The sequence below is a fragment of the Rugamonas sp. DEMB1 genome (assembly GCF_029834475.1).
Classification (GTDB): domain Bacteria; phylum Pseudomonadota; class Gammaproteobacteria; order Burkholderiales; family Burkholderiaceae_D; genus Rugamonas; species Rugamonas rubra.
Genome location: NZ_CP122407.1, coordinates 4813319 through 4839027, shown reverse-complemented (window position 1 = coordinate 4839027; position 25709 = coordinate 4813319). Strand labels below are relative to the sequence as shown.

The following is a 25709-nucleotide window of genomic DNA, read 5'->3' as shown; positions in this document are numbered from 1 at the left end:
GGTGGCCGGTCTCGTCCGGACCAAAGTTTTTCTTCTAGCAATATTTCAATTTCGAACTTCCCTTCCGGGGCGAACAGCGGGTATGCTGTATTCCCCGATTTCATCGATGTTTCCCCCTCCCTTGAAAAATATGAAACCACCTGTCCGCAAACCCGGCGTGCGCGCCGGCATGTTCTTTTGCAGCATGTCCTTCGTCGTCAGCTCGGTGGCCTGGGCCCAGGCCCTGCCGGCCGGCGTCGTCAAAGGCCCGGCGGTCGAGGGCATCACCGAGTACAAGCTGGCCAACGGCCTGAAGGTGCTGCTGTTCCCCGACGCCTCCAAGCCGACCGTGACCGTCAACGTCACCTACCTGGTCGGCTCGCGCCACGAGAACTACGGCGAGACCGGCATGGCCCACCTGCTCGAGCACATGTTGTTCAAGGGTTCGCCGAAGAACCGCAGCATCCCCAAGGAATTCGCCGACCGTGGCATGGACTTCAACGGCACCACCTCCTACGACCGCACCAACTACTACGAGGTGTTCCAGTCCAGCAAGGACAACCTGAAATGGGCGCTCGACATGGAGGCCGACCGCATGGTCCATTCCTTCGTCGACCGCAAGGAGCTGGATTCGGAGATGACGGTGGTGCGCAACGAGTACGAGGCCGGCGAGAACTCCCCCTTCGGCGTGCTGCTCAAGCGCATGCAGAGCGTGGCCTACGACTGGCACAGCTATGGCCGCTCGACCATCGGCAACCGCAGCGACATCGAGAACGTCAAGATCGACAACCTGAAAAACTTCTACCGCACCTACTACCAGCCGGACAACGCCGTGCTGCTGGTGGCCGGCAAGTTCGACCCGGCCCAGACGCTGGCCTGGATCAACAAGTCCTTCGGCGCGATCCCGAAACCCAAGCGCAGCCTGCCGCCGTTCTGGACGGTCGAACCGACCCAGGACGGCGAGCGCAGCTTCACCGTGCGGCGCAAGGGCGACATGCAGATCGTCGCGCTGGGCTACAAGATCCCGTCCGCGCTGCACGCCGACAGCGACGCGCTCAGCTTCATGTCCGAGATCCTCGGCGACACGCCGAGCGGCCGCCTGCACAAGGCCCTGGTCGAGAGCGGCAAGGCGGCCCAGGTGTTCAGCTTCGGCGAGACCGGCTACGCGCCCGGCCTGCAGATCATCGGCGCGCTGGTCAAGACCGGCCAGCCGATCGAGCCGGTGCGCGAGGCGCTGACGGCGGCGGTGGAAAGCTTCGCCGCCACGCCGCCGACGGCCGAGGAGATGGAGCGGGTGCGGCGCAACTTCGCCAACGGCATCGAAAAATCGCTCAACGATCCGCAGCGGGTCGGCGTCGCCTTGTCCGAGGAGATCGCGCTGGGCGACTGGCGCCTGCTGTTCCAGGGCCGCGACCGCCTGCCGACGATCACCGCCGAGCAGGTCGGCGCCGCCGCCGGCCGCTACCTGAAGCGCGACAACCGCACCGTCGGCGTGTTCCTGCCGGAGGACGCGCCGCAGCGCGCCGAGATCGGCGCCGCGCCCAGCGTGGCCGAGGCCATGCAGGGCTTCAAGGCCCAGGCCGCCACGCTGAGCGCCGAGGACTTCGAGCCGACCCAGGCCAACATCAACGCCCGCACCACGCTCAAGACCATCGGCGGCCTGAAGGTGGCGCTGCTGCCGAAGAAGAACCGGGGCGGTTCGGTCTCGGTCGACCTGCAGCTGCACTGGGGCGACGAGAAGAACCTGTTCGGCAAGTCCGTCGTCGCCGCCGCCGCCAACGACATGCTGATGCGCGGCACCAGCAAGTACAACCGCGAACAACTGGCCGACGCCTTCTCCAAGCTGAAGATCTCGGGCGGCCTCTACCATTTCGACACCACCGGCGAACACCTGGCCGAGGCGCTGCGCCTGGTCGGCCACGTGCTCAAGGACGCCAGCTTCCCCGGGGCCGAGTTCGAGCAGATGCGCCAGCAGTGGCTGGTCGGCGTCGAGGCCGGCCGCAACGAGCCGCAGTCGCTGGCCATGCAGGCCGTCGCCGAATACTTCGACCACTATCCGAAGGGCGACATGCGCGCCGTGATGACGGTCGACGAGCAGTTGGCGGCGGTCAAGGCGCTCAAGCTGGAGGACGTCAAGGCCTACCACCGCGACTTCTACGGCGCCTCGAAGGGCGAGCTGGCCATCGTCGGCGACTTCGATCCGGCCGCCGCCGGCAAGGTGGTCGAGGAGACGCTGGGCAACTGGCGCAGTCCGGCGCACTACGCCCGCCTGGACCGCAGCAACGCCGACAAGGCGGTCTTGCGCAAGGCCATCAACACGCCGGACAAGGAGAACGGCTTTTACACGGCGCGCCTGAACCTGGACCTGCAAAGCACCGACGCCGACTACCCGGCGCTGATGCTGGCCAACTACATCTTCGGCGAGGGCGGCTTGAAGTCGCGCCTGATGGACCGCATCCGCCAGAAGGACGGCCTGTCCTACGGCGGCGGTTCCGGCCTTGACGCCGGCGACACCGACCGCGCCGGCAGCTTCGCCATCTACGCCATCGCCGCGCCGCAGAACCTGGCCCGGCTGGACGCGGCGGTGCGCGAGGAGTTGGCGCGCGCGCTGAAGGACGGCTTCAGCGCCGCCGAGGTGGCCGGCGCCAAGTCGGGCATGCTGCAGCAGCGCGTGCAGAACCGCTCGAAGGACGGCGTGCTGGCGGCCGGTTGGAGCAAGAACCTGTACCTGGGCCGCAGCTACAGCTTCAGCCAGCAGTTGGAGGACAAGCTGAAGGCGCTGACGCCGGAGCAGGTCAACGCCGCCTTCCGCAAGGCGATCGACGGCGGGCGCCTGAGCGTGGTGCTGGCCGGCGACGAGAGCAAGGCCGGCGCCGCGCCGGCGGCCAAGTCGGCGCCCAAGTAAGCACGCCGCGGGATGGCGCGCCGCTTGGCGCGCCATGCCGGACGAAAAAAGGGGCGGAACGCGCAATGCGTTCCGCCCTTTTTTTACCCCGCAAGGCGGCCGGGCCGGGGTCTGACCCCGCATGGGGTCAGACCCCTTTGTTTGCGGGTTTCGCCAGCGTCCAGCCGGCCTTTGAAGACCCTCCTCGCGTCCGGGCGCGCGAACGCCTAGCTGGTGCTCAGCTCGGCGACGAAGTCGTACATGTCGCCCCGGAAGATCGAGCGGCAGAACTCCACCGCGCGGCCGTCGCGCAAAAAACCCAGGCGCTCGACGGCCAGGCCGGCGTCGCCCTGGTTGGCCTGCAACAGCGCGGCCTGCTCGGCGTTGAGCAGCAGCGCGCTGAGCCGTTGCAGCGCGCGCACCGGCCGGTTGCCGGCCTTCTCCAGCGCGTCGTACATCGACACCTGCACCGCCTCCAGCGAGGGCAGGCAGGCGGCGACGATGGTGGCGTACTCCAGGCACATCGGCACCTCGTCGGCGTAGCGGATGCGGTGGAAGCGGTACACCGCCGCGCCCGGACTCAGGCGCAGGCGCAGCGCCTCCTCCGGCGTGACCGTGCCCTCGGCGCGCTTGAGCCAGACGCTGCGCGGATCGCGCCCGCGCGCCCGCATGTCCTCGGAGAACGAGGTCAGCTTGGCGAAATTCTTCTCGATGCGGGTGTTGATGAAATTGCCCGAGCCGGGCCGGCGCACCAGCAGACCCTCCTCGACCAGGCCGTCGATGGCCTTGCGCACGGTGATGCGCGACACCGACAGGTCGATGGCCAACTGGCGCTCGGCCGGCAGCGCCTCGTCCGGGCCGAACAGGCGCTTGTCGATCGCCTCGCGCAGCGCGCGCTGCAATTGCTGGTACAGGGGCAGGCTGCTGTTCTGTCCCAAATTCTGCATGATCTCTGCGAGCGAAGTCATTGCTGTTGGTCTCCCGTCGTGGCGGCGCGTACTTGGCGCGCCTGCCTTTGTGTCAAATGTGTCGCTGGATAATACCAAAAAAAGACCGCGACGTTGGTATTACTCGGCGCCCTGCGGTTTCTACTTACTACGCCGGGCAATGCGTCAAAACGGTGCAGGAGTTTACGCAAAGTGGTCTGTGTATGACTTGCAACATGCTCAAAATTCCCCTTAAATTGGTAGTATTTCGGTATTTGATAAATGTATATTGGCGTTGGATTGGTTCTGTAAGTGGTCATAGGAAATGGACCTTCGGGACGCCACGCTGCTGGCGAAGCGGCAAGAGGTCTTTATAAAAACGAAATGGTTTCCAAAGCGAAACCACAATCAAGGGGGAGTACATGAAACACAAGGAGAGCGCAGTGGGTATGGTCGATATGCGCGCGGCGGGCCGCAGGATGAAGCCGATCGCGGCGGCGGTGGCGCTGCTGGTGGTGGGCGCGGCGCTGCCGGCCCAGGCCCAGCAGGCGGCGGCCAAGGAGGAGGTGGTGGTGGTGACCGGCATCCGCGCCTCGCTGCAACAATCGCTGAACCAGAAGAAGATCGCCGACAGCCTGGTCGAGGTGGTCACCGCCGAGGACGTCGGCAAGATGCCCGACAAGAACGTGGCCGACTCGCTGGCCCGCGTGCCCGGCGTCACCACCACCAGCGCCGGCTCGGCCGAGGGCTCGTTCGGCGAGAACGAACACGTGCAGCTGCGCGGCCTGTCCTCGCAGCTGACCCTGACCACGCTGAACGGCCACACCGTGTCGAGCGGCGACTGGTACGGTCCGAACATCTCCAGCGGCGGCCGCAGCGTGTCCTACACCGTGCTGCCGTCCGACCTGGTGGGCCGCATCGTCGTGCACAAGTCCGCGCAGGCCGACCTGGTCGAGGGCGGCGCCGCCGGCACGGTCGACATCCAGACCCGCAAGCCGCTCGAATTCAAACAAAGCCTGACCACCTCCTTGTCGGCCGAGGCGGCCTACTCGACGGCGGCCAAGTCGACCGACCCGGCCGTCACCGCGCTGCTCAACTGGAAGAACGCCGACAACACCTTCGGCGTGCTGGCCCAGTTGTTCTCGCAGACGCGCAAGCTGCAGCGCGCCGGTTCCGAGGGCGTGTGGTGGGACAAGACCGGCGCCAACTACGCCGACCCTGCGCTGGCCGGCAAGAACATCAGCCTGCTCAGCGGCGCCGTGCTGTTCGAGCAGGAGCGCAAGCGCCAGGGCGGCTATATCGAGGCGCAATGGAAGCCGGCCGGCAACGTCACGCTGGACCTGTCGGGCTTCCGCTCGACCGTCGACGCGAAGAACTACAACACCAACTACATGGCCAACACCATCAACGCCGCCACCGGCCCCGGCGGCAACGGCAACTCGGTCAAGCCGAGCGGCCCGGCCACCGTGTCCGGCAACACCATCACCTCGGTGTTCTACGACAAGAACGCCTTCGGCGCCAACAGCAGCGGCGCCTACTCGGTGATCGAGGACGTCGCCGCCCGGCCCGACGCCAAGACCGACTCGACCTTCGTCAACTTCGACGCCAAATGGGTGGTCGACCAGGACTTGACCGTCAGCGGCAAGCTGGGCCACACCAGCGGCAGCGGCCGCACCAAGGACGTCGGCTTCGAGGTGCAGAGCGGCTGGAACCAGGGCGCCGGCTATGCGCTGACGCCGGACGGCATCTTCGTGCTGAACGTGCCCGGCGGCGACAAGTTCGTCCGCGCCGGCGGCGGCATCGGCGGCTGGGGCAGCTACACCGGGTCGAGCGACAAGGAAAGCTACGGCCAGGCCGACGGCGAGCTCAAGCTGTCCTTCGACAAGGTGCCGTCGATCAAGTTCGGCTTGCGCTACGCCAAGCACCAGCGCGAGCTGACCAAGCTGGCCATGACGCTGGGCGCCGGCTCGGGTGACGACGCGCAGATTCCCGACAGCGCCATCGGCAACTACGGCAGCAACTGGTACGGCAAGCTGCCGGTCAACCCGACGCCGGGCTTCAGCCCCTTCAAGATCAGCAACGACTACGTCGCCTCGTGGGTGGCCAAGTACGCCACCTTCGACAGCCACGCCCCGCAGCAGGAGTACAACATCAAGGAGAAGGCGGCGGCGGCCTACCTGATGGCCACGCTGCAGCCGAGCGACGCGGTCGGCGGCAACGTCGGCGTGCGCGTGGTGCGCACCGAGATGGACATCCGCGCCTTCCTGCCGGGCGGCAAGCCGAACTACGAGCAGAGCTTCCAGGACTTCCTGCCCAGCCTGAACCTGCGCGCCGATCTGGCGCCCGGCCTGGTCGGCCGCTTCGCCCTCAACCGTGGCATGTCGCGGCCCGATTTCGGCCAACTGGCCGGCAACGACCTGAACGATTTGCAGCACACCGGCGTGGGCAGCAACCCCTTCCTCAAGCCCATCCGCAGCAACAACATCGACGCCACGCTGGAATGGTATTTCGCGCCGAAGGCGATGCTGTCGGCCGGCCTGTTCGCCAGCAAGCTCAAGGGCGTGATCGCCTACGGCCACAGCGTGCTGCCCTACGCCGACGCCTCCAAGCAGGGCGCCATCGCCAACTACGACATCTCGGCGCCGCTCAACACCGACGGCACCCTGACCGGCTTCAACGGCGCCTACGAGCAGAGCATCTGGGGTGGTTTCGGCGTGTCGGCCAACTACACCTACGCCGACGGCAAGCAGACCGGCAAGCTGGCCGACGGCACCTGCAACGGCAAGGCCGGCGAGGACTGCTCGCTGTACGGCACCTCGAAGAACTCCTACAACGTCGGCGCCTTCTACGAGGACGAGCGCTTCAGCGCGCGGGTCGGCTACAGCCACCGCTCGACCTACAAGCTGGGCAACCGCGGCGGCAGCGATTACTTCCAAAGCGCCAACGGTTCGCTGAACGTCTCGCTGAACTATACGTTCAACAAGTCGGTGCAGTTCACGCTGGAAGCGCAGAACCTGAACGACCCGCTGTTGACCGTGTTCAAGACCGACACCACGCAGATCGCCGGCGTCTACAAGAACGGCAAGACCGTCTACGGCGGCGTGCGCATCAAGTACTGACCGTCCCGCGCACCACTTCCATTCGGGGTCAGTGCCGACATTCGGACACGAGCTCGAGCGGAGGAGGTTGCCGCGACTGCCATAGCACCCGGGAAATGTCCGAATGTCGGCACCCCCGGGGTTGTGGCCGCCTTTGTTGGCGGCCTTTTTTCGATTGCGATGAATGGAGTAAGCATGCGCATTACCGTGGGTTTGGCGGCGCTGGCGTTGGCCGCGCTGGCGCCAGCGACGGTTGGCGCCGAGATCGTCGGCTATTATCCGGGCTGGAAGTCGGCCGGCTTCGCGCCCAGCGCCGCCAACATCGACGCGCGCAAGCTGACGGTGCTGATGTACGCCTTCCTCGACACCTGCCGCGACGGCCGCCACGGCAATCCGGACCCGGCCACCGGCGGGTTGGCGCCGTGCCAGGACGTCGCCGGCGCGCCGAGCCGTCCGGCCGACGGCACGCTGGTGCTGGCCGACGCGCTGAAGGATGGCGCCAACCTGCGCGCGCTGGTCGCGCTCAAGCAGGCCAATCCCAAGCTGCGCGTGCTGCTGTCGGTGGGCGGCTGGAACTGGTCGAATCAATTCTCCAACCTGGCCGCCGCGCCGGCCGCGCGCGCCGCCTTCGTGGCGTCGACGCTGGCGCTGTTGCGCCGCTTCCGCCTCGACGGCGTCGACATCGACTGGGAGTATCCGGGCGCGGTGGGTGTGGCCTGCAGCGCCGGTCAGGTGTGCGAGCGCGCCGCCGATAAACAGAACTACGTCGTCCTGGCGCGCGAGCTGCGCGCCGCCTTCGACGCCGCCGGCCGCGCCGACGGCAAGCGCTATTTGATCACCATCGCCGCCGGCGCCAACGCCTCCTTCATCAGCGACGGGCCGCAGGGCGGCGCCTGGATCAAGGCGCTGGCGGCGAGTCTGGACTGGATCAACATCATGTCCTACGACTTCCACATGCCGTGGGAGAAGAACAGCGGCCACCTGGCCGCGCTGGACGCCGACCCGGCCGATCCGCTCAAGGACGGCGGCCTGCATGGCACGGCCTCGGTGCGCCGCTACCTGGCCGCCGGCGTGGCGCCGCAGCAGTTGGTGTTGGGCCTGCCGTTCTACGGCCACGGCTGGAAGGGCTGCGCGCCCGGCGCGGCCGGCGACGGCCAGTACCAGACTTGCGCCGGCGCGGCCGACGGCGGCAACGACGGCGGCTCGAGCTATAGCTTCGGCCATCTGCTGCAACAGGGTTTGCTGCTGGCCGATGGCCGGGGACGCTACATGGTGGGCGGCAAGGGCTATCTGCGGCACTGGAATGCCAAGGCGCAGGTGCCGTATCTGCACCACGCCGGCAGCGGCAATTGGATCAGCTACGAGGACGAGGCCTCGCTGCGCGCCAAGGCGGCCTACATCCGCAAGGCCGGGCTGCGCGGCGCAATGTTCTGGGAGCTGAGCGCGGACGGTGGCCAAACGCTGGGCGGCGCGCTGGCGGAGGCGCTGGTGTGCCGAGAAACCCCACCGGCAAAGAGCCGGGGTCGGACCCGTCGGGTCCGACCCCAGGCTTACGCCTTTGGTTTTTGTCGGCGCCCCGCAGATCTTTGAAAGCAAAAAAGCTGGACGGCTCGTTGGAGGCGTCCAGCTTTTTTTGCGCTTTGGCCGGCGGGCGCCGGCGCGGTGTTACTTGGCGGCCGGGGCGGCGGCCGGCGCGTTGGTGTCGGCGCGGTTCAACCAAACCAGCCAGTAGCGGGCCAGGTCGTTGCGGCCGTCGTTGCCTTGTACGGCGCTGAGCGTCTTGATGGCTTCGGCCTTCTTGCCGGCCATCGCGTAGGCATAGCCCAGGCGCAGTTTGGCGTCGTCCGGATTTTTCAGCACGCCCTTGGCGATACCCTTTTCCATCAGCTCCAGCCCCTTGTCGAACTGGTCCATCGTGACGTAGGCGTAGCCCAGGTTGACCAGGCCGACGCCGTCTTTCGACTTGGCGGCGGCGGCTTCGCCCGAGGCGATGGTCTTGGCGTCGTCGGCGGCGCCCTTGTTGGCGGTGTCGCGCAGCTTCTTGTGCTTGGCGGCGTTCGCGCCGGTGCCCAGCTCGCCCAACTCGAAGCCGGCGTCGACCGCCTTTTTCGCTTCGACGAAGAAGCCGGCCTGCAGCGCCAGTTCGGCCATGTCGACGTAGTCGTCGGCGCCCATTTTGCTCATCACGAGTTTTTGCAGACGCAGCACGTCGAGTTGGAAGCGGGTCGAGAAGGTGGCTTTGCCCTGGGTGCGCGCCAGCAGGTCGGCCCAGTAGGCGTCGGTCGGGTAGTAGGTGGCCAGTTCCTCGATCGCGCGCAGGTACAGGGCGGTGTCCTTGGTCTTGGCGCCGACGTTGGCCAGCAGTTGCAGCGTTTCGATCGTCGGACGGGTGCCGGCGGCCTTGTTGGCGGCCAGGTCGGTTTCCACTTCACTCTTCACGGTGGCGTAGTCGTTGCTGAAGAAGTAGGCGCGCAGGATGAATGGACGCACCGTTTTATTGTCGCCCGACTCGGTCTGGTAGCGCTTGAACCAGGTCACCGCTTTCGGATAGTCCTTGGCGTTGTAGTAGATCGTGCCCAGCGCCTGGGCGAACTGCGCCTGCTCGTTGGCCGGCAGCTTGCCCGAGGCGAGCACCGCTTCGAGGGCGGGGATGGTGATGGCGTTGTTGTTGGTGACCGAGCCGAGCGCCACGCGCATGCGGTTCAGCACGAAGTCCTCGTAAGGCGTGCGGTTGGCCATCGCCTCGGCCTGGTCGAGACGGCTCTGCACTTCGGCGTAGTTCTTCGCCGTCATCAGCTCTTTGATCTGGACCGGATCGATCAGCTTGTAGATCTCCGGGCGCACCGTGTCCGGCTTGGGGCCTCGGCTGCCGGTGCGGCGGTTTTTTCGGCGGCGCTGGCGGACGACATGCCCAGCAGGGCGGGGGCGGCGTTCAGGCCGATGGCGGCCAGGATCAGGCTGATGCGGGCGAGACGGAAGTGGGACATGGATTATCCTTCAATCAAAGACACGATGACGCGCGGCGCTGATAGGCCGCATCGTCGCTTAGGGACCTGCGAATTCGTCGAATCCGCCAAAACCGCACATTCTGCCACTCCTTGCGGGGAAGGAGAAGGGCGGCCCGGCAAATCGGCCATATTGTTACATAAAACCGGCGGCGGCCGGCGCGCGGCGGCGCCCGGCGCGTTGGGATGGCGTCAGGGCGGCGGCAGGGCGCGGCCGGCGCCGTCGAACAGCAGGCAGCGCTGCGGCGGCAGGTGGACGCGGGCGCGGCTGCCGGCCAGCGGCGGCGCCGAATCGGCGGCGCGCTTGACGGCGACCATCTCGGGCGCGCCGTCCAGTGTGGTGTAGACGATGGCGACGTCGCCCAGGTACTCGACATGGCCGACGCCGACCTCGATCAGGTTGGCGCCCTCCTGCCGCGCCTCGTGCAGGGTCAGGTGCTCGGCGCGCACGCCGAGGCTGAGCTGGTCGCCGACGGCCACGCCGCTGTCGCTGTTGCCGTGCTTGTCGCCCCGCTCGGCCGGCTCGGCCGGCTCGGCCGGCTCGGCCACCGCCACCGCCACCGCCACCGCCACCGCCACCGCCACCACGGCGCCGCCGGGCAGGCGCACCGTCACCTGACCGGGCGCCAGCGCCACCACCTCGGCCGGGATGAAGTTCATCTTCGGCGTGCCGAGGAAGCCGGCGACGAAGCGGTTGCCGGGCCGGTTGTACAGCTCGAAGGGCGTGCCGACCTGCTCGATGCGGCCGCCGTTGAAGACGACGATGCGCTGGCCCAGCGTCATCGCCTCGACCTGGTCGTGGGTGACGTAGATCATGGTGGTCTTGAGTTCCTGGTGCAGCCGGCTCAACTCGACGCGCATCTGCACGCGCAGGCTGGCGTCCAGGTTCGACAGCGGCTCGTCGAACAGGAACAGCTCGGGCTTGCGCACGATGGCGCGGCCGATCGCCACGCGCTGGCGCTGGCCGCCGGACAGCTCCTTCGGTTTGCGCTTGAGCAGCGGGACGATCTGCAGGATGTCGGCGGCGCGCTCGACGGCGGCGCGCACCGCCTCGGCCTTGTGGCCGGCCAGCTTGAGGGCGAAGGCCATGTTCTGGTACACCGTCATGTGCGGGTACAGCGCGTAGGACTGGAACACCATGGCCAGCTTGCGCTGCGCCGGCGCGATGTCGTTGGCCAGTTCGCCGCCGATGTGCAGTTCGCCGCCGCTGATGCCCTCCAGCCCGGCGATCATGCGCAGCAGGGTCGACTTGCCGCAGCCGGAGGGGCCGACGAAGACGACGAACTCGCCGTCGGCGATGTCGAGGTCGACGCCGTGGATGGTGTCGTGCTTGCCGTCGTAGCTTTTGACGATGCCGCGCAGGCTGACGCTGGCCATCAGCCGGCCTTGGCCACGGCCGGTTCGGCCTGCGCCGCCGGCTCCGGCTCCTGCGGCCGCGCGCCCATCGGAATGAGCTGCGACAGCACCGCCACCGGCACCGCGCTGAGCATGACCCAGATGAAGAAGTGCTGGTAGCCGATGGCGACCTGGATGTCGCCGCTGACCAGCTTGAACAGCACCAGGCCGAGCTGCATGATGCCGGTGGCGAAGGCGTAGTGGGCGGTCTGGTATTTTCCCGGCGCGACCACCTGCATCATGTACAGGATCAGGCCGACGAAGCCGAAGCCGTAGCCGAACATCTCGACGCTGAGCGCGCTGCCGATCACCAGCAGCTCGGTCGGCTGGTAGGCCGACAGCAGGTAGAACACCACGTTGGGCAGGTTGACCGCCAGGATCAGCCATAGGATGGCGCGCTTCAGGCCGAGCCAGGAGGTGAAGTAGCCGCCGGCGATGCTGCCGACCACGAAGGCGACCGTGCCGACGGTGCCGTAGACGGCGCCCACCTCGGCGGTGCTCAGGCCCAGGCCGCCCAGTTCGCGCGCCTCGCGCAGGAACAGCGGGCCGATCGCCTGCACCTGCGCCTCGCCGGCGCGGAACAGGATGATGAAGACGATGGAGACCCAGATGCCGGGCTTTTTCAGGAAGTCGACGATGACCTCGAACAGGGTGCGGGCGATGGCCTTGGCGGTGATGTCGGCGGCGACGACGTTCTTCGCCGTCGGCAGCGCCCAGCTGTTGTAGGCGCCGAGCGCCAGCATCAGCGCGGCCAGGATGCCGAAGCAGATGGTCCAGGCCGGCACCACGCCGAGGGTCTTCTCGAAGTGACCGGCCAGCAGCAGCAGGGCGCCGGTGGTGAAGAACTTGCCGGCGTTGAAGAAGGTGCCGGTCCAGCCGGCGTACTGCGCCTGGCCTTTTTCGTCCAGGCTGGTGATGTACAGGCCGTCGCAGGCGATGTCGTGGGTGGCCGAGGCGACCGCCACCAGCGCCAGCATGGCCATGGCGGCGGCGAACCAGAACGGCGCCTGCAGCGCCAGCGCCACCAGGCCGAGGCAGACGCCGCCGAGGATCTGGAAGCCGACCACCACCAGCTTCTTGCTGCTGGCCAGTTCGAGGAAGGGACTCCACAGCGGCTTGAAGACCCAGGCCAGGCCGATCAGGCCGGTCCAGTGGTTCAGCTCGTCGTTGGGCACGCCCATGCTCTTGAGCATTTGGCTGGCCACGATGGCCACCGCGAAGAAGGGCAGGCCCTGCGCCAGGTACAGGCTGGGGACCCAGAATTTGGGGTTGCGTACGTCGTGGTTTTGCTTGTCCATCGCTGCGTCATCTCCATCTGCCGGCGTGGTCGCCGGCTGGTTTGTTGTCGGTGTGTTGTTGGCTTGTCGCCGCTGGCCCGGCTCAGTCGAAGCCGGGCACCGGCACGCGGCCCTTGGCTTCCAGCTGGCCGGCCAGCCAGGCGTTGACGGCGTCCAGCGCCGGCGCGACGAAACCGTAGGTGATCAGCGCCGGCGCGGCGAAGTCGAGCGCCTGGTAGGGGTTCCACAACGCCAGGTGCAGGTCGGGGCGCCAGGTGGCGCGGGCGTGTTCCCCGTAGCGCAGGCGCGAGGTCGAGGCCAGCACGGTGTAGCGGCCGTCCTGCGGCAGCGCGCTCCAGTCGAAGGCCTCGGCGTCGGCGTAGGTGACCAGTTCGACGTCGTACAGCCGGCGCAGCGAGTCGGCCAACACCTCGGCCGGCACGCCGGCCTCGGAGACGCCGTCGCTGACCACGTCCTGGCGCACCACCAGGCGCAGCTTGGCGTCGCGCGCCGGCCGCTGCGGCGCGCCCTTGGCGCTGAGCGCGCGGCGCCAGCCCTCGGCCATCAGCACGCGGTCGCCAAGGTCGTCGGTGTAGGCGCGCGGCCGGCAGGGGTAGGCCTGCGCCAGCGCGGCCAGGCGGCCCAGCCGTTCGTTCATGTCGTCGAGCCGCAGCGTGCCGTCGGCCAGCGCGTCGGCGATGGCGTCCAGCGTCTCCTCCTGGGTTTCGGTCGTGCCGAGCGCCATCACCATGTCGGCGCCGGCCTCCAGCGCGCGCACGGCGGCCTTGCCGACGCCGTAGCGGCCGGCGATGGCGTGCATGTCCATGCCGTCGGTGATGATGATGCCGCGATACTGCCATTCCTCGCGCAGCAGCTCGTGCAGGATGCGGCGCGACATGGTGGCCGGGTTGTCGGCGTCGAGCGATGGGTAGACGATGTGCGCCGTCATCATCGCCGGCGCGGTCGGCGCGGCCATGCGGAAGGGGGCGAACTCGAACTGCTCGAGTTCGGCCAGCGGCTTGTCGACGGTGGGCAGGTCGCGGTGCGAGTCGACGTGGGTGTCGCCGTGGCCGGGAAAGTGCTTGACGCAGCAGGCCACGCCCTCGGCGTGGCTGCCGGCCATCCAGGCCATGCCCAGTTCGGCGGCGCGCCGCGGCTCGGCGCCGAAGGAGCGCTCGGCGATGACCGGGTTGTGCGGGTTGTTGTTCAGGTCCAGCACCGGCGCGAAGTTCCAGTTGAAGCCGAGCGACTTGACGGCGCGCGCCACGGCGGCGCCGGTGCGGTAGGCCAGGTCGCTGTCGTCGGCCGCGCCCAGGCCCATCGCCGCCGGCGGCGCCGGCACCCAGGTCGAGCGCACCACGGCGCCGCCTTCCTGGTCGATGGCGATGAGGGAATCGGCGCCCATCACCTCGCGCAGTTCGGCGGTCAGGCGGCCCAGCTGCGCCGAGTCGCGCATATTGCCGCGGAAGAGGCAGACGGCGCGGATGGCGTTGGCCTTCAGGAAGGCGGCGGTGGCGGCGTCCAGTTCGGTGCCGGGGAAGCGCACCATGATCAGTTGGCCGGCGATGCGGCGCAGTTGTTGGTGGCGAGTCGTCGGGGGGGTAGTCATTTCACAGCTCCATCCATGCCACGCATGAAGAATCGTTGAGTAAAGAGGAAGGCGGCCAGGGTCGGCAGCACCGTCAGCACGGTGCCGGCGGCGATCACCCGGGTGCTGCTGCCGAAGGTGCCGCGCAGGTAGAGCACGCCGACCGACAGCGGGAATTCATCCGGCTTGCTCATCACGATGGAGGGCCAGATGTATTCGTTCCAGGCCTCGACCGCCGTCAGGATGCCGACCGTGGCCAGCCAGGGCGCCACCAGCGGCAGCACGATCTTGCTGAAGATGGTCCACTCGGAGGCGCCGTCGACGCGGGCGGCGTCGATCAAGTCCTGCGGCACCTCCTCGAAGGCCTGCTTGAGCAGCAGGATGGCCACCGCCGTCACCACGTTGGGCAGGATCACGCCGGTGTAGGTGTCGACCAGGCTGAGTTTGGTGACGGTGATGAAGTTGACCAGGAAGTTGACCTCGGACGGCAGCACCAGCGTTGCCAGGATCAGGCCGAACACCAGGCGGCGGCCACGGAAGCGCAGGCGCGCCAGCGGGTAGGCGGCCATCGAGCACAGGGTCAGCTTCCAGAACACCGTGCAGGCGGCGATGAACACCGAGTTGCGCAGGAAGGACCAGAGCGGAATGGCGCGCAGCACCTCGGCGAAGTTCTCCAGCGAGGGCGCGCGCGGCCAGAAGGTGGGCGGGAAGGCGAAGATGTTGCCTTCGGTGGACAGCGCCGTGACCAGGGTCCACCAGAACGGGAACACGCAGACGACGGCCAGCGCGCCCAGCACGAGGTAGTGGACCAGCATGTGCAGGTGGCGTGGCTTCATCAACGGTGCCTCGGTTTCAGGTAGCGCAGGCAGAGCAGGGCGATGGCCACGCAGATCAGCGAGACGACGAAGCTGGCGGCCAGCGCGCGCGGCAGCTTGAGGTGTTTCAGGCCCTGGTCGTAGGCGTAGTACAGCGCGGTGAAGGTGGAGTTCATCGGCCCGCCCTGGGTCAGCACGTCGACCTCCTGGTAGGCCTTCAGCGCGGCCAGCACCGACAGGATGGTGCAGACCATGATGGTCGGCCGCAGCATCGGCACGGTGATCCGCCAGAAGCGCTGCCAGCGGTTGGCGCCGTCGAGGATGGCGGCCTCCTGCATGTCGGCCGGCACCGCCTGCAGCGCCGCCAGGTACATCACCATGTACCAGCCCAGGCCGCGCCACAGCGTGACGAACATGATGGCGAACAGCGCCAGCGCGTCGTTGGACAGCCAGCCGACCGGCGCGCCGACCAGGTGCATGGCCATCAGCACGTAGTTCAGCGCGCCCTGTTCGTGGAACATGAAGCCCCACATGATGCCGACCACCGACACGGTGGTCACCACCGGCACGTAGAAGGCGGCGCGGAAGTAGCGGATGCCGGGCAGCCGGTTGTTGACCAACACCGCCAGGCCGAGCGCGCCGATTTGCACGAAGGGCACCATCAGCAGGAACAGCAGCGAGTTGGTCAGGCCGGTGACGAACATGTCGTTGTCGAAGATGTAGCGGAAGTTGTCCAGGCCGACCCAGCTGGTTGGGCGGATCAGGCTGTAGTCGGTGAAGGCCAGGTAGGAGCCGAAGCCGACCGGCCAGAACGAGAACACCGCCAACAAGATCAGGGCGGGGGCCAGGAACAACCAGGCTTGCAGGGTGTGGCGGTTGGGGCGACTGTGGCCGGGCATGGTTTTGTGCATGGTCAGCGGCTCCGCAGCGCGGCGAGTTTCTTGTTCCAGATCGTCACCGCCTGGTCGAGCGCCTGCTTGACGTCCTGCTTGCCGGTGACGCCCGCCTCGACCGCCTTGACCAGGTAGCGGCGCAGTTCGTCGTAGTCGTCGATGCCGGCGACGTACAGGGTGTGCGCGTGCGGCATCGAGACGGCGCCCGCCGCCACGGCCTTCTCGGCCGCGCCGGCGCGCGCCGGCACGCTGGTGAAGAAGGCGTCGTTGGCGGCCTGGCGCATGGCCGGGTAGACGCTGGCCTGCTTGGCGAAGGCCAGTTGGTTGGCGTCGTTGGTGAGGAAGCGGGCGAACTTGCCGACCGCCGGCAGCAGCTTGGCGTCGACCCCGGTGGGCACGGCGAAGTGGATCAGCCAGCCGCCGTCGGCGATGCCGGTCGGCCCCAGCGGCGCCGGCGCCACGTCGGTGATGGCGTAGATGTCCTTGGCGTCGCCCTCGATGCGCCTGAGCGCGGTGGGCGGCGCCAGCAGCATGCCGAGGCGGCCGCCCTTGTAGGCGTCGATCGCGGCGGGGAAGTTGTCCTCGGCGAACAGGCTGTCCTTGAGCAGGCCGCCGGCGCGGTAGGTGGCGGCGAGTTTTTCGATCAACGCGACGTGGCGCGGCGAGTTGAACACGGCGCGCTGCTTGACGATCAGCGGCAGGCCCTGTTGCAGCATCAGGCCGTCGATCTTGGCCAGCGCCGGACACAGGCCGGCCTTGCCGGTGCGTTCGGCGATCTGGCGGGCGAAGGCCAGCTGCTCGTCGAGGTCGCGCGGGGCGCGCACGATGCCGGCGGCCTTGAAGATGTGGGTGTTGTAGGCGATCACCGCGACATTGCTGTAGAGCGGGAAGCCGTAGGTTTTGCCGCCGAAGTTGAGGTCCCTCCAGCGTCGACGGGATGTAGCGCTCGCGCGCCTCGCCGAGCAGGGCGTCGACCGGCGTGAGCAGGCCGTCGCGGGCGAACTCGTCGGCCCAGGGCACGTTCAGGTTGACCAGCGCGGGCGGCGTGCCGGCCACGATGCGGGTCACCAGCTTGGTCTGGATGACGTCCCAGGGGAAGTCGACCCATTCGATCTTGACGCCGGGGTTGCCGGCCTCGTACTGCCGCACCAGCCCTCGAAGTAGGGGGTGAATTTGGGCTTCATGCTGAAGGTCCAGAATTCGATCTTGCTCGGCGCGCCCGCAGCGGCGGCGGCGGCCGCGCCGGCGCCCGCGCCCGCCAGGGACAGGCCCAGCGCCATCAATGCGGTCAGCAGCGTGTTGATCTTCATCGATGGTCCGGGCCGGGTGGGCGTGGTTGGGCTAAGCGTGGCTTAGTTGGTCTTGGTGACTTTGCTCAGGTGGCGCGGACGGTCCGGGTCCATGCCGCGCGCCGCCGACAGCTTGGCCGCCATGACGTAGAAGGCCTGCACCGCGACGATCGGGTCGAGGTCGGGCGTGGCCGCCACCGGCAGGGTCAGGTCGCGCTCGGCCACGTCGGCCGGCGCGGCCAGCAGCACGCGGGCGCCACGGCCGCGCATCTCGGTGGCCAGTTGCAGCAGGCCGGCCTGGGTCGGGCCACGGGTGGCGAAGATCAGCAGCGGATAGCCTTCCTCCACCAGCGCCATCGGGCCGTGCTTGATCTCGGCGCCGCTGAAGGCCTCGGCCTGCAGCGCCGAGGTCTCCTTGAACTTCAGCGCCGCCTCCAGCGCCAGCGGGAAGCTGATGCCGCGACCGACCACCATGATGTTCTTGGCCGGCGCCAGCACTTCGATGGCCTGCGACCAGTCCTCCCGGGTGGCGGCGGTCAGCGACTCGGGCAGCGCCTCCAGGCCGGCCAGCAGTTCGGGGTCGTTCTGCCACTGCGCCACCAGGCGGGCACCGGCCACCAGGCTGGTGATGAAGCTCTTGGTGGCGGCGACGCTCTGCTCCTTGCCGGCGCGCAGGGGGATGGCCCACTCGGCGGCCTGCGCCAGCGGCGAGTCGATGTCGTTGACCAGGGCGATGGTGGTGGCGCCGCCGTCGCGGAAGTAGCGGATCGGCTCGACCACGTCCGGGCTCTGGCCCGACTGCGAGATGGCGATGGCCAGGGTGTCGCGGGTGATCAGCGGCGATTTGTGCAGCGTCACCAGCGACATCGGCAGCGAGGCGACCACCCGGCCCAGGCGGGCCATGATCAGGTAGGCGGCGTAGGCCGAGGCGTGGTCCGAGCTGCCGCGCGCCACCGTCAGCGCGGTGGAGAACGAGGTGCTCCTCAATTTGCGACCCAGTTCGGCGTAGCGCTCGGTGTCGTTGGCCAGTTGGTGGGCAACGCAGTCGGCGGCGGACAGGGCTTCTTTCAACATCATTGAGGTCACAGCAGTTCTCCTTCGATATAGACGGCTTTAAGTTTGAGATCGCGGTCGAGCACCACCACGTCGGCGTAGGCGCCGGGGGCCAGGCGCCCGCGTTCCTGCAGGCCGAGGTAGTCGGCCGCATAGGTTGAGACGCGGGCCGAGGCGTCCGCCAGGTCGAGGCCGAGTCCGACCAGGTTGCGCAGCGCCTGGTCCATGGTGAGGGTGCTGCCGGCCAGCGTGCCGTCGGCCAGGCGCACGCCGCCCATGCACTTGTGCACGGTGTGGCGGCCCAGCATGTACTCGCCGTCCGGCATGCCGGTGGCGGCGGTCGAGTCGGTGACGCAGTACAGCTTGGGGATGGCGCGCAGGGCGACCTTGATGGCGCCCGGATGGACGTGCAGCAAATCGGGGATCAGCTCGGCGTACTGGGCGTGCGCCAGCGCGGCGCCGACCATGCCCGGCTCGCGGTGGTGCAGGCCGCTCATGGCGTTGAACAGGTGGGTGAAGCCGGCCGCGCCGTGCTCCAGGGCGGCGACGCCGTCCTCGTAGGAGCCGAGGGTGTGGCCGATCTGCACGCGCATGCCGGCCTCGGTCAGCTCGCGCACCAGGTTCAGGTGGCCGGCGATCTCCGGCGCCACCGTGATCAGGCGCAGCGGCGCCAGCGCGGCCAGGCGCTGCACGTCGGCCAGCTTGGCGGCGCGGGCGAAGTTGGGCTGGGCGCCGAGCTTGCCGGAGTTGATGCAGGCTCGAGGTGGGCGCCGAGCACGCGCGCCTCGCCGGGGCGGCGCTCGGCGCAGGCCGCGCCGATGGCGCGCAGGGCCAGGTCGATGTCCTCCGGCGGCGCCGTCATGGTGGTGGCCAGCATGCTGGTGGTGCCGTGGCGGGCGTGCACGGCGGCGATGCTGCGCACCGCGTCGCCGCCCTCCATGACGTCCTTGCCGGCGCCGCCGTGGACGTGCAGGTCGATGAAGCCGGGGATGACGTAGTCGTCGCCGTTTTGGCCCGGGTCGGCGGCGCTGCCGTGGATGGCGGCGATGCGCTGGTCGAAGGTGATTTCACCGCGTACCCAGCCGGCCGAGGTCAGGATGTTGCCTTGGATTGAACTGCTCATCTGCGTGACTCCGCTACGAATTCATAATAATCACTGCGGCAATACGAGTGGGTCAGTTCCACCGCCGCGCCGTTGTCGAGATAGCTGACGCGGGTGATGTGCAGCATCGCGGCACCCGCAGGAATGTTGGCCAGGCGCGCCTGTTCGGCGTTGGCGTTGACGGCGCGGATATGCTGCAGCGCGCGCATCGGGATGGTGCCGTTGGCCTCCAAATAGCCGTACAGCGAGTCGGTCACGCTGTGCGGGTTGGGCATGTAGATGGCCGGGATGGTGGTGGTCTCGATGGCCATCACCACCTCGTCGGCGGTGCGCAGGCGCTTCAGGCGCGCCACCGGCATGTTGGGCGACAGGCCCAGCGACAGCAGTTCGAGCGGCGCGGCGATGCCGATGTCGCGCTGCAGCCAGCGCGAGCCGGCGGTGAAGCCGCGCTGGCGCAGCTCCTCGGAGAAGCTGGTCAGGCGCGACAGCGGTTGCTCCAGCTTGGGCGTGATGTAGGTGCCGGAGCCGCGCTTGCGGGTCAGCATGCCACGGTCGCACAGCATGTCGATGGCCTTGCGCGCGGTGACGCGCGAGATGGTCAGCATCTCCGACAGCACGCGCTCGGAGGGCAGCGCCTCGTTGGCGCGCCAGTCGCCGGCGGAGATGCCGTCGGACAGCTTGTTGGCCAACTGCATGTACAGCGGGGTGTCGCTGTCGGCGTCCGGCTTGAAATCGCTCAACTGGGCTAGCACGGTCGCTACTCCTTCACGTGTTGTTGGATCAGGCGCAGGGCGCCGGCGGCGGAGTCGCCTTGCGGCGGCGCGAGCCGCGCCAGCAGCGCCGGCGGCAGGTAGGCGCGCAGCGGCGCGGCCAGTCCGCCGCACAGGGCGATGGGCAGGGTGCCGGCGGCGTCGAGCGCGCCGCCGATCAGCGCCACCTGGCGGCCCGCCTCGAGCAGCAGGGCGCGCGCCTCGGCGTCGCTGTCGGCGTGCTGCAGCACGATGCGCGCCAGTTGCGCGTATTGGGTTTGGCTGGCGTTGGCCAGCCAGACCTGGATGGCGTGGCGGTTGCCGCCGCAGGCCTCGATGACGGCGCGGGCGTAGTCGCTGCTCTCGCGGCGGCCGTCGACCACTTGTTCCATGTGGCTGGCGGCGCGCAGGCCGATCCAGGCGCCGCCGGCCTCGTCGCCGGCCGGGAAGCCCCAGCCGCCCACTTCGCGGCGCGTGCCGTCGGCCCGCAGGATCTCGCCGACGCTGCCGGTGCCCAGCGCGATGATGGCGCCGGGCCGGCCGGCGTGGGCGCCGAGCAGGGTGGTGTAGGCGTCCGATTCGAGCGCGACGGCGGCGTAGCCGGGGTTGGCGGCGACGAACTCGGCGGCCCACTCGGGGTTGTGCACGCCGGCCAGGCCGAGGCCGACGGCGATACGCTCGCGGCCGGGAGTGGCCAGGCCGGCCGCGGCGAAGGCCTGCCCGGCGGCCTGTTCCACCGAGGCCCAGGCCTTGGCGATGCCGTGCAGCAGGCCGGAGGGGCCGGCGGCGCCCTCGGCCAGTTCGACGCCGTCGCGGCGCGCCAGACGTACGCGGGTGCCGCTGCCGCCACCGTCGACGCCGATTAAGTATTCGATCATGTTTGTATGAGCACGCAAATGAGTAGGGCCAGTGGCTACGCCAACGCCGGTTCCGCCGCGACCCGGCGCGGCCCTTGCAGGCGCTGAAACCGGGGAGTTGTGGGGCACTATATTGTTGCCAAACCAGCTTGTCAACAGGTATTTAACTGGTATTGAAAAATTCGGAAGTGGCATTGCAGCTCCTCGCCGCCATTGCAGGCTAAGTCATTGTTTTTTAATGATTCTACGGCGCCGCCATTTGGTATTGTCATGGCGTGGAGTAAATGCCACTTCGGACTGGTTTTGCCCACCCCGGCGGCGACAGGGAGTACACTGTCGCCTTTACCTGAGTTGGAACGAACACATGAACAAGGCAGTACAAAGCGATTATTGGGACGAGTGGCAGCGCGAAGCGCTGGCGGCGGGCGTCAAGCCGGCCCTGGCCAAGCTGGGCATGGAGGTGCTGCGCGCGCACCGCAAGAACCGTTGGCCCAAGCATTTCCTCGGTCAAATGGACGACGCGCCGATGATGCTCAGCATGTGCCTGGAGGAACCCGACGAGAGCGAGCTGCTGTTCATCGAGAACCTGCACCCCTACGACGCCAAGCTGATCGCCGCCACCAAGAAGCGCCTGTGCTTCGAGTGAGCTAGCGGCTAGCCAGGCGGGCGCATGGCGCCGGCTTGAAACGACAACGCGACAACGCGACAACGCCCGGACTAGCGATAGTCCGGGCGTTGTCGTTTGTCGCGGCGGTGATGGCGCGGCGGGCTATTCGCGGCCCTCGCGCTGGCCGTCGCGGTCGAAGGTGACCAGGCGGGCGACGCTGTTGGCCGTCTGCAAACGCGGCTTGAGCTTGAGCTGGGCGCTGCCGGGGCCGCGCACCTGCACGTCGGCCTGTTCGGCCTGCAGGTGGCGGCCGTCGAGCTCGCCACTGCCGCGCAGCTGCGCGCTCAGCGTTTGCGTGCGGCCGTCCAGCTTGACCTGGCCGGGGCCGCTCATGGTCAGCTTGACGCTGTTGCACTCGGGGCTGGCCTGCAGCTCGCCGCTGCCGCTCATCTCGGCCTCGAGCGCGTCGCTGATCTTGTTGAGGTGGATGTTGCCGGGGCCGCGGCTGCGGGCGAAGGCGCGCGCCACCGCCAGTTGCCGCGCGTCGAGCTTGCCGCTGCCGCTCAGTTCGGCGCTGAGCGTGGCGCTGCTGCCCGACAGCGTCATGTTGCCGGCGCTGCTGAGGATGACGCGGGCGTTCTGCGCCTGCAGGCCGCGCGCCGTCAGGTCGCCCGAGCCGTGCACCTCGGCGTCGAATTTCTTGATGTTGCCGGCCACGCAGGCGTCGCCCGGGCCGCGCAGGATGGCGCTGACGGCGTCGGCGGCCAGGTCGCAGGCGTGCAGGTCGCCCGAGCCGCTCAGCTCGGCGCGCAGCTCGCCGCTGGCGCCGCTCAGGCGCAGCGAGCCGGGGCCGCGCAGCAGGGCGCTGACGCGGGCCGTCTGCAGGTCGGCGACGCGGACGTCGCCCGAGCCGGCCATCTCCAGCACCAGGTCGGCGCTGACGCCGGCCGCCTCGACGTCGCCGGGGCCGCCGGCCTGCAGCGTCAGGCTGGCCGTCTTCAGCTGGCGCAGGTCGACGTCGCCGCTGCCGCCGGCGTGCACGGTCAAGGCGCGCACGCTGCCGCTGGCGCGCAGGTCGCCGGGGCCGTTGGCGTCGAGGTTCAGCTTGTCGCCCTTGAAGTGCTGCAGCTCGACGTCGCCGGAGCCGGACGACTTCAGGCTTTTCAGCTCGGGCGCCCGGACGTACAGCAGCAGCTTGGGCTGCTTGCCGAAGCTCAGGCTCCAGCCGGCACGCTTGGCGGGGCGCAGCACCAGCGTCTCGCCGACCACCTTGCTGTCGATGTCGGCGAACTGCTTGCTGGGGCCGCGCAGGTCCAGGCCGCGCTCGCCCTCGGCGCTGACCACCAGCTGGTAGGGGCCGGAGATGTCGATGGCGCTGAACGGCGCCAGGCTGCGGTGCTCGACGCCGACGGCGGCGTCGGCGGCGCGGGCCGGCCGCGAGCGGTCGTCGGCGCGGGCCGCCTGGACGGCGCCCAGGCCGACGAGCAGGCTGAGTAGCAGGGACGGGGCGAGCAGGGCGGGGGTGTTGTGCGGTTTCATGGGGGCAATCGTCGGCGGAGGCTGGGATAGGTAGACAATATGATAAAACAGCGGCCGGTGGAAGGGCCGTGGGACAGAAGCGCGAAACGGCGGGACCAACTGCGCAAAACCGGTGTCGAGCGGGGCGCCTTGGCGCGGACGAAAAAAAGCCCTTGCGAGCAAGGGCTGTGGAAACGGCCAGCTTGCCTCTAGGCCGTGAACTTCTCGTCTTGTTCCTTTTGTGCGCTGATGACGAGCAGCACCGCGCCGAGCAGCAACATCGAGTACACCTTCGGCTCGGGCACGGTGGAGTACTTGGTTTTCGACGGCAGGGCATGGGCCGCGAACTGCTGGGCCGCTTTGCTGGCGCGGTCGAACTGGGCGGGCGCGAGGGAGCTGCGCGGTCGGCCCCACGGCGCGCCGCCGCGTCGGAGTTCGGTGTTGGCAAGGAATTGCTCGGCGCCTTGCAGGGCGTCGCCGACGGTGCCGGACTCGGTCTCGACCGTGAGAATCGGTGTGCTGCGGGCCGTGGCGCCGGGCGGCGCCGCGGGTGTGGCTGCCATTGCGGCGGGCAGCGTGGTAAGCATGAAGATGAAGGATGATGCGATTGTTATGTTTTTCATCAAAATCCCCGGTGTTATTGATACCAAGACGCTGGTATGCGTGGCCGTCCGGCTGGGGGCGATGCCTTGCCCGGCCCGGCGGTGTCCGCTGTTTTTTCCGAATGATCTGTCCGCCAAGCGCCGTCCGCCAAACGTTGTTTAGGTGGCGGTAATGGCTTGCATTTGCTTAGGGGCCGAGGTCAATTAAATCATAGTAGCCACCAGCTGCATATTAAAATTTGACAATACGTGTTGTGGTTTTGGAACGGCGAAACTATGGGCCGGCTTGGTGCGGGAGGGAAGCTTTCTAGAGGGGAATTTTGCTGGTGTGTCTGCCGGCGGCGGCGAACAGGGTCGGACTGGCGATCAGTTTCCGTGCGTTCATGATGTGGCTCCAAAAGAGTGTTGTGGTGGCGCCACGCTGGCGGCACCCTGCGCATCTACTGCCACCCGGGCTTCGGCCGCGACCAGCTGGCGCCGCTGCTGCCGCGCTTTGCCGCCGAGCAACCCGACATCGTGCTCGACGTGACCATGGACGACAAGAACGTCGACCTGGTCGAGGACGGCTTCGACGTCGGCATCTACATCGGCATCCAGAAGATCGAGCCGAGCATGGTGGCGCGCCGGCTGGCCACCTCGAACGTGATCCTGTGCGCGGCGCCGGCCTATCTGGCGCGGCGCGGCACGCCGGCCACGCCGCGCGAGCTGAGCGGCCACGACTGCCTGAACTACGCCTACGAGGAGCTGCGCCACCAGTGGCCGATGCGCTGCGGCGCCAAGGAGCTCAGCGTGCCCATCGTCAGCAAGATGATCTCCAACAACGGCGACGTGCTGCGCCAGGCCGCCATCGCCGGCATGGGCATCGTCATGCGCACCTCGTGCTCGCTCAACGACGACATCGAGCGCGGCCGCCTGGTGCGTCTGCTGCCGGAGTTCTACAGCCGGCGCCTGGCCATCATCCTGGTGTATCCGAGCCGGCGCCAGCTGTCGGCCAAGGTGCGCAGCTTCATCGACTTCATGGTCGGCGTGTTCCCCGAGCCGGAGGCCGACCCCTGGCTGCCGGCCGGCTGAGCGGCGCCGGCTGGAGTTTGCCGCGCCGCCGCCGTTACCATCGATAGAGCAGGGGCGCAACACGGCACGTCAGGGAGTAGTTGATTTGCCGGGCTGGTGTCATAATGCCTGCAGTGCTATGCCGTGAAGGCCCGCATAGGCGCCGGCGAGGGGGGCTGCGATGATCAAGTACATGGGGACGAAAACCACCGGCGACGGGGCGGTGCTCTACCTTTTTTTGGTTAACGGTGTGCCGAAGGAGATCCGCGAAAGCGCCCTGAAGCAATACCCGGGCTGCTACGAGGCGCTGCCGGCCACGGCCAAGGCGCGCATCAGCGCCAACCGCGCCTGGATGTCGAAACTGTAAACGACGGTCGCGGCCGCCTTCGGCGCGCGGCTGGTTCAACCCTGGAGTCTGGCATGGTGTGTCCATCATCGTTGTTGCAAGCGACGCCGCCGGGCGGGCGCCGGCCTTGCTGAGCGCGCGCCGCCGTGGCGCCGGCCGGCCGCCGCTGGCCGCCGCCGCCGCCGCCGCCGGCCTGGCGCTGCTGCTGGCGCTGGCGGCCGCGTCGGCCGGCGCCGCGCCGACCACCTTCGGCACCATCATCGGCAACGGCCTGCAGTGCCGCGACCAGATCGACAACCAGTACTACTACGACTACCTGCTCGGCGCCTTCGGCCCGGCCTACAAGCGCGAGGGCGGCGCCTACTGGTTCAAGACCGACGGCACGCTGTGGGGCATCCCGATCAGCGAGGTGATGGTCAGCGACGACAGCAGCGCGCTGGTGTTCGTCGGCGCCGTCGCCGAGGCCACGCCGGAGAAGCTGGAGCAGGCCATCACCGAGCAGCTCGGCGTGCACTACGCCAAGATCGACAGCTCGGCCTTCCCGGTGCGCGAGGCCAGTCCGGCCGCCCGCATCGTCTATTTCGACACCAAATCCAAGATCTACTGCGCCAAGTTCAAACCGCTGCCGCCCGCGCTCAACAGCCGGCGACCGGGACGCTGACGCACCGCCAGGGCC

Annotated in this window: 22 protein-coding genes and 3 pseudogenes; 8 read left to right on the top strand and 17 right to left on the bottom strand. The window is 68.3% G+C overall.

Translation table 11 applies throughout. The features are described from left to right. Positions 1-169: 169 nt before the first annotated feature. On the top strand, positions 170-2884 hold the full coding sequence (locus QC826_RS22305; protein WP_409567895.1) for a M16 family metallopeptidase: 2715 nt from the start codon (positions 170-172) through the stop codon (positions 2882-2884). Positions 2885-3090: 206 nt separating this feature from the next. On the opposite strand, the gene QC826_RS22300 is transcribed toward QC826_RS22305, so the two are convergent. Beyond that, positions 3091-3831, bottom strand: a complete 741-nt coding sequence (locus QC826_RS22300) for a GntR family transcriptional regulator (RefSeq protein ID WP_093386011.1) — start codon at positions 3829-3831, stop codon at positions 3091-3093. A gap of 407 nt (positions 3832-4238) precedes the next feature. Here QC826_RS22300 and QC826_RS22295 point away from each other — a divergent pair, with 407 nt between their 5' ends. Further along, a complete protein-coding gene (locus tag QC826_RS22295; protein ID WP_279766573.1) occupies positions 4239-6908 on the top strand; it encodes a TonB-dependent receptor in 2670 nt (889 codons plus the stop codon). A 174-nt stretch (positions 6909-7082) separates the two neighbouring features. Further along, positions 7083-8477: a glycoside hydrolase family 18 protein gene (locus tag QC826_RS22290; protein ID WP_279762492.1), complete on the top strand. Its 1395-nt coding sequence runs from the start codon at positions 7083-7085 to the stop codon at positions 8475-8477. Between the two features lie 75 nt (positions 8478-8552). Here QC826_RS22290 and QC826_RS22285 read toward each other — a convergent pair whose 3' ends face one another. The 14 genes and pseudogenes from QC826_RS22285 to QC826_RS22220 all read right to left on the bottom strand — a co-directional run bounded on the left by QC826_RS22285 (position 8553) and on the right by QC826_RS22220 (position 20931). Further along, the gene (locus QC826_RS22285) at positions 8553-9731 is read right to left on the bottom strand and encodes a tetratricopeptide repeat protein (RefSeq protein WP_279762491.1); all 1179 of its coding nucleotides are present in this window, start codon (positions 9729-9731) and stop codon (positions 8553-8555) included. Continuing rightward, entirely contained in the window at positions 9707-9874 is a 168-nt protein-coding gene (locus QC826_RS22280) for a hypothetical protein (protein ID WP_279762490.1), read from the bottom strand. The genes QC826_RS22285 and QC826_RS22280 overlap by 25 nt, the downstream gene beginning before the upstream one ends. 210 nt (positions 9875-10084) lie before the next feature. Beyond that, positions 10085-11269: an ABC transporter ATP-binding protein gene (locus QC826_RS22275; protein WP_279762489.1), complete on the bottom strand. Its 1185-nt coding sequence runs from the start codon at positions 11267-11269 to the stop codon at positions 10085-10087. Beyond that, positions 11269-12585, bottom strand: a complete 1317-nt coding sequence (locus tag QC826_RS22270) for an MFS transporter (RefSeq protein WP_279762487.1) — start codon at positions 12583-12585, stop codon at positions 11269-11271. Before QC826_RS22270 ends, QC826_RS22275 begins: the two co-directional genes overlap by 1 nt. An 82-nt stretch (positions 12586-12667) precedes the next feature. Next, on the bottom strand, positions 12668-14173 hold the full coding sequence (gene nagZ / locus QC826_RS22265; protein WP_279762486.1) for a beta-N-acetylhexosaminidase: 1506 nt from the start codon (positions 14171-14173) through the stop codon (positions 12668-12670). Further along, positions 14170-14988 (bottom strand): carbohydrate ABC transporter permease, encoded by an 819-nt coding sequence (locus QC826_RS22260; RefSeq protein ID WP_279762485.1) that lies wholly within the window; start codon positions 14986-14988, stop codon positions 14170-14172. The genes nagZ and QC826_RS22260 overlap by 4 nt, the downstream gene beginning before the upstream one ends. Continuing rightward, complete coding sequence (locus QC826_RS22255; protein ID WP_279766572.1) at positions 14988-15878, bottom strand: carbohydrate ABC transporter permease; 891 nt, start codon at positions 15876-15878, stop codon at positions 14988-14990. Before QC826_RS22255 ends, QC826_RS22260 begins: the two co-directional genes overlap by 1 nt. Before the next feature lie 2 nt (positions 15879-15880). Further along, positions 15881-16759 (bottom strand): annotated as a pseudogene (locus tag QC826_RS22250) (extracellular solute-binding protein); the annotation flags it as partial. 112 nt (positions 16760-16871) lie between these two features. Then, a pseudogene (locus QC826_RS22245) lies at positions 16872-16973 on the bottom strand (hypothetical protein); the annotation flags it as partial. Beyond that, positions 16925-17170, bottom strand: coding sequence for a hypothetical protein (locus QC826_RS31780; protein ID WP_409567916.1), 246 nt, complete (start codon positions 17168-17170; stop codon positions 16925-16927). The gene QC826_RS31780 and the pseudogene QC826_RS22245, both read right to left, overlap by 49 nt. Positions 17171-17212: 42 nt before the next feature. Next, entirely contained in the window at positions 17213-18226 is a 1014-nt protein-coding gene (locus tag QC826_RS22235; RefSeq protein ID WP_279766571.1) for an SIS domain-containing protein, read from the bottom strand. A 5-nt stretch (positions 18227-18231) separates the two neighbouring features. Continuing rightward, positions 18232-19325: pseudogene (gene nagA / locus QC826_RS22230) on the bottom strand (N-acetylglucosamine-6-phosphate deacetylase). Next, positions 19322-20056 (bottom strand): GntR family transcriptional regulator, encoded by a 735-nt coding sequence (locus QC826_RS22225; RefSeq protein ID WP_279762482.1) that lies wholly within the window; start codon positions 20054-20056, stop codon positions 19322-19324. The pseudogene nagA and the gene QC826_RS22225 overlap by 4 nt, the downstream one beginning before the upstream one ends. 5 nt (positions 20057-20061) lie before the next feature. Further along, positions 20062-20931 (bottom strand): BadF/BadG/BcrA/BcrD ATPase family protein, encoded by an 870-nt coding sequence (locus QC826_RS22220; RefSeq protein ID WP_279762481.1) that lies wholly within the window; start codon positions 20929-20931, stop codon positions 20062-20064. A gap of 343 nt (positions 20932-21274) precedes the next feature. Between QC826_RS22220 and QC826_RS22215 the strand changes: the two genes are divergently transcribed. Further along, on the top strand, positions 21275-21556 hold the full coding sequence (locus QC826_RS22215; protein ID WP_093386041.1) for a hypothetical protein: 282 nt from the start codon (positions 21275-21277) through the stop codon (positions 21554-21556). Positions 21557-21679: 123 nt separating this feature from the next. Here QC826_RS22215 and QC826_RS22210 read toward each other — a convergent pair whose 3' ends face one another. Together QC826_RS22210 and QC826_RS22205 are read right to left on the bottom strand one after the other, a co-directional pair. After that, positions 21680-23056, bottom strand: a complete 1377-nt coding sequence (locus QC826_RS22210) for a GIN domain-containing protein (protein WP_279762480.1) — start codon at positions 23054-23056, stop codon at positions 21680-21682. A gap of 188 nt (positions 23057-23244) precedes the next feature. Then, positions 23245-23598: a hypothetical protein gene (locus QC826_RS22205; protein WP_139236344.1), complete on the bottom strand. Its 354-nt coding sequence runs from the start codon at positions 23596-23598 to the stop codon at positions 23245-23247. Positions 23599-23620: 22 nt separating this feature from the next. On the opposite strand from QC826_RS22205, the gene QC826_RS22200 reads away from it, so the two are divergent. The 4 genes from QC826_RS22200 (at position 23621) to QC826_RS22185 (ending at position 25694) form a co-directional block, all read left to right on the top strand. Beyond that, a complete protein-coding gene (locus QC826_RS22200) occupies positions 23621-23800 on the top strand; it encodes a hypothetical protein (protein ID WP_139236346.1) in 180 nt (59 codons plus the stop codon). Between the two features lie 242 nt (positions 23801-24042). Next, positions 24043-24708 (top strand): substrate binding domain-containing protein, encoded by a 666-nt coding sequence (locus tag QC826_RS22195; protein ID WP_279762479.1) that lies wholly within the window; start codon positions 24043-24045, stop codon positions 24706-24708. A gap of 172 nt (positions 24709-24880) precedes the next feature. Next, the gene (locus tag QC826_RS22190) at positions 24881-25054 is read left to right on the top strand and encodes a hypothetical protein (protein ID WP_279762478.1); all 174 of its coding nucleotides are present in this window, start codon (positions 24881-24883) and stop codon (positions 25052-25054) included. A 58-nt stretch (positions 25055-25112) separates the two neighbouring features. Beyond that, positions 25113-25694, top strand: a complete 582-nt coding sequence (locus QC826_RS22185) for a hypothetical protein (protein WP_279762477.1) — start codon at positions 25113-25115, stop codon at positions 25692-25694. Positions 25695-25709 lie beyond the last annotated feature (15 nt).

Bases quoted from the DNA above. Each gene is read 5' to 3' on its own strand.
- QC826_RS22305 (WP_409567895.1), top strand. From the start codon at position 170: ATGTTCTTTTGCAGCATGTCCTTCGTCGTCAGCTCGGTGGCCTGGGCC.
- QC826_RS22300 (WP_093386011.1), bottom strand. From the start codon at position 3,831: ATGACTTCGCTCGCAGAGATCATGCAGAATTTGGGACAGAACAGCAGC.
- QC826_RS22295 (WP_279766573.1), top strand. From the start codon at position 4,239: ATGGTCGATATGCGCGCGGCGGGCCGCAGGATGAAGCCGATCGCGGCG.
- QC826_RS22290 (WP_279762492.1), top strand. From the start codon at position 7,083: ATGCGCATTACCGTGGGTTTGGCGGCGCTGGCGTTGGCCGCGCTGGCG.
- QC826_RS22280 (WP_279762490.1), bottom strand. From the start codon at position 9,874: ATGTCCCACTTCCGTCTCGCCCGCATCAGCCTGATCCTGGCCGCCATC.
- QC826_RS22275 (WP_279762489.1), bottom strand. From the start codon at position 11,269: ATGGCCAGCGTCAGCCTGCGCGGCATCGTCAAAAGCTACGACGGCAAG.
- QC826_RS22270 (WP_279762487.1), bottom strand. From the start codon at position 12,585: ATGGACAAGCAAAACCACGACGTACGCAACCCCAAATTCTGGGTCCCC.
- nagZ (WP_279762486.1), bottom strand. From the start codon at position 14,173: ATGACTACCCCCCCGACGACTCGCCACCAACAACTGCGCCGCATCGCC.
- QC826_RS22260 (WP_279762485.1), bottom strand. From the start codon at position 14,988: ATGAAGCCACGCCACCTGCACATGCTGGTCCACTACCTCGTGCTGGGC.
- QC826_RS22255 (WP_279766572.1), bottom strand. From the start codon at position 15,878: ATGCACAAAACCATGCCCGGCCACAGTCGCCCCAACCGCCACACCCTG.
- QC826_RS31780 (WP_409567916.1), bottom strand. From the start codon at position 17,170: ATGAAGATCAACACGCTGCTGACCGCATTGATGGCGCTGGGCCTGTCC.
- QC826_RS22235 (WP_279766571.1), bottom strand. From the start codon at position 18,226: ATGATGTTGAAAGAAGCCCTGTCCGCCGCCGACTGCGTTGCCCACCAA.
- QC826_RS22220 (WP_279762481.1), bottom strand. From the start codon at position 20,931: ATGATCGAATACTTAATCGGCGTCGACGGTGGCGGCAGCGGCACCCGC.
- QC826_RS22215 (WP_093386041.1), top strand. From the start codon at position 21,275: ATGAACAAGGCAGTACAAAGCGATTATTGGGACGAGTGGCAGCGCGAA.
- QC826_RS22210 (WP_279762480.1), bottom strand. From the start codon at position 23,056: ATGAAACCGCACAACACCCCCGCCCTGCTCGCCCCGTCCCTGCTACTC.
- QC826_RS22205 (WP_139236344.1), bottom strand. From the start codon at position 23,598: ATGGCAGCCACACCCGCGGCGCCGCCCGGCGCCACGGCCCGCAGCACA.
- QC826_RS22200 (WP_139236346.1), top strand. From the start codon at position 23,621: ATGAAGATGAAGGATGATGCGATTGTTATGTTTTTCATCAAAATCCCC.
- QC826_RS22190 (WP_279762478.1), top strand. From the start codon at position 24,881: ATGGGGACGAAAACCACCGGCGACGGGGCGGTGCTCTACCTTTTTTTG.